The sequence below is a fragment of the Staphylococcus sp. EG-SA-2 genome, from assembly GCF_017152085.1.
Window position 1 is genome coordinate 1 of the sequence record NZ_JACYHC010000583.1, and the last position, 2,869, is coordinate 2,869.

General features: G+C 29.9%; 1 protein-coding gene and 2 pseudogenes. All 3 read right to left on the bottom strand.

From position 1 onward, the window contains the following. Window positions 1–265: 265 nt before the first annotated feature. The 3 genes and pseudogenes from tnpA to IDG60_RS10290 all read right to left on the bottom strand — a co-directional run bounded on the left by tnpA (window position 266) and on the right by IDG60_RS10290 (window position 2,480). Window positions 266–696 (bottom strand): annotated as a pseudogene (gene tnpA / locus IDG60_RS10280) (IS200/IS605 family transposase). Window positions 697–1,138: 442 nt separating this feature from the next. Beyond that, complete coding sequence (locus tag IDG60_RS10285) at window positions 1,139–1,426, bottom strand: hypothetical protein (RefSeq protein WP_000469917.1); 288 nt, start codon at window positions 1,424–1,426, stop codon at window positions 1,139–1,141. 188 nt (window positions 1,427–1,614) lie between these two features. After that, a pseudogene (locus tag IDG60_RS10290) lies at window positions 1,615–2,480 on the bottom strand (replication initiation factor domain-containing protein). Between the last annotated feature and the right edge of the window lie 389 nt (window positions 2,481–2,869).

The following is a 2,869-nucleotide window of genomic DNA, read 5'->3' on the forward strand; positions in this document are numbered from 1 at the left end:
AATCATAATTTTTTCAATGACATAATTTATTCATAATTTTATATTTAATTCTGAATATTCTTTAATAGCCTAAAAAGCTTGTTATATCGCACAAAACACAACATTAAAAGGTCCTTGTCGATACCTATCAACAGATGTTACAAATAAAAACCACCCGTGTGAACGGGTGGTTTGTTCTGCGGCTATAAGCCTTCCTTACTGGCCAGCCCTAAAAGGGCACTGACAAGTCAGCCAACTGCACTACTATTCCAGCAATCCTAAAGGTTTACTCTTTTTTCTTTCTTTTTTTATTTTTCTCTCCAGTGAAAGGATCTAAATATTCTTCCATTGAGATTTCATCTGCAACGATATCCTCTTGTAATTGATTACGAATATAATTTTCAATCATTTTTTTATTTCTACCTACTGTATCCACATAAAATCCTTTACACCAAAACTTTCTATTTCCATATCTATACTTTAAGTTAGCATGTCTATCAAATATCATTAAATTACTTTTCCTTTTAAATAGCCAACAAATGATGATACCCCAAGTTTGGGTGGTATACTTACTAACATATGGATATGATCTTTACATACCTCTGCTTCAATTATCTCTACACCTTTTCTTTCATATAATTGACGTAATATAATCCCTATATCTTTTTTTATTTTTCCATATATCGCTTGTCTTCTGTATTTAGGTGCAAAGACAATATGTTACTTACAATTCCATTTCGTATGTGCTAAACTGTTTGTGTCAGATGACATTAAATAGCATCTCCTCGTGTTGATTATTTTGGTTGGCTGACCAATATTTACTCTAACATGTAGAGATGCATTTTTTTGACAATGGTAGAACCTTTTCTGGGGAGTGGGACAGAAATGATATTTTCGCAAAATTTATTTCGCCGTCCCACCCCAACTTGCATTGTCTGTAGAAATTGGGAATCCAATTTCTCTTTGTTGGGGCCCCGCCCCAACTCGCATTGCCTGTAGAATTTCTTTTCGAAATTCTCTGTGTTGGGGCCCCTGACTAGAATTGAAAAAAGCTTGTTACAAGCGCATTTTCGTTCAGTCAACTACTGCCAATATAACTTCGTAGATCATAGAAGATTGATTTATTTCCCAGCCTATTCTTTTCATAAAAAAAGACGGATTAATTATCCGTCTTTTTCTTATATCTTTTTATAATATTTAGCAAAGGTAATAATGATATTAATAATGTACAAAAAATATAAATCAAATCGACATCCTTATAAAACATCAGAACCACTAAAAACAAAAAAGCACAAAATAAAATTAAATTTAAAATAAACGACCACTTTTCAAAAAAATCTCTTTTCATATTTCCACCCCTAATTTTAATAAGCATTATTTTATATTCTCTTTTAAGTTTATTATTCAAAAGGAAAACAGAAATATCTTTCAATATTATTATAAACATTTCAACTACTTTTAAAAACCAACAAAAAAATACTTATTTTAAGTAGATGAGCATAAGTGAACATGTCCCCATTTTTTTGCAAAATTTTGCAAAAAATGAGTGGTTTGGCGGTGCCAAACATGTTCAAAACGTGGGGACAAAAAAGCATGATTGCACATAAATTGAACATAGTTCTTTAGTTATAATAATTAATTCAACCAAAAGTCGATTTGTTTTTGCAATTGGTTTTCATTTCCTCTTAAAGATATTTTCATTAAATCTGTCAAATCAATAGACGCTATATTTTTCAACTTATCTCTATATTTATTTTTAGTACGTCTTTCTAAATTTCCCCATTCCTCTTCTTCGTGAGTTAATAAATGAAGCATTGCTCGTTCTTGTATATTTTCAATCATTTTTAAATTCGGTTTTAAAATATGCAAATCATCAAAACAATCTTTCCAACAATCAACCATATCTCGTTTTAATTCAATTTCCACACGCCATAGAAATGTTGAATCAATTTCAACATCTGCATTATCTTTACGTTCTTGTTTTTATTATAAATCCGAATAAACCTATCACTATTACGCACACCAAAATATTTTGTTTCTGGTTTTACATTACGTCCATAAAATATAGTTTTCTTTGCCGACTTATCTGACAATGCATAATAGTCATTTAAATCAAATTCAAAATCAAAAGCCAAATCTAATCTCGTAAAACTAACATCGTCCAAATAACTGATGATATTTTGTTTTAACCAAAGCACTTCATCATGCGAAAGCTTATTAGGATTAAATTCAACGCGCATACTACGTCTATTCCAAAGAGTTGCTTTTATTTTGTCATATTCAATATAAACTTTTTCTTTAAGAGCTTTAGCTTTAAAGTTTGTTTGTAAAATATCCCAAAGCCGAACTTCAGGATTAGTACTCATAAAATGTGAAAGTCTCTCTGCGTTAGACATGCTAAGATTCCCAACAATCGTTATAGCGTCAAAAGACAATTTTGGAATAGCTAGTGACATCCTATGTCAATTTAACCGGCTATTACCGGATATTAGAGTATCCAGTTTTACACATGGATGAAACGAAATTCAAAACCCTAAAAAATATGTTCCACTAACAGCAAAAAAATACCATTATGTTCCTACTAAAAAACTAAAAATACTGGAGAACAAATGTCAGGATATAACTTAGGATACTATGTAATAAAAATTTACAATAAAAAAACAGGAAAACAAATTTCAAGTAAAAGAATACCCATACAAAGAGGATAAAATAAAAAACCTCGAACTGAAATGATGATCTTTTCAGCTCGAGGTTTAAATATTAGTGCCTTATTTATATAGATTCGTTATATTATATTCTCTATTTTCATTAACATAATCCTTAAAGAGTTTTAAATTAATACCTGCTAGATGATTCAAAAATGTTTCATCAACTTTTAAATAATTCAATA

Excerpts from the sequence above, each read along its gene's own strand:
- IDG60_RS10285 (WP_000469917.1), bottom strand. The coding sequence starts at position 1,426 with ATGTTTATAATAATATTGAAAGATATTTCTGTTTTCCTTTTGAATAAT.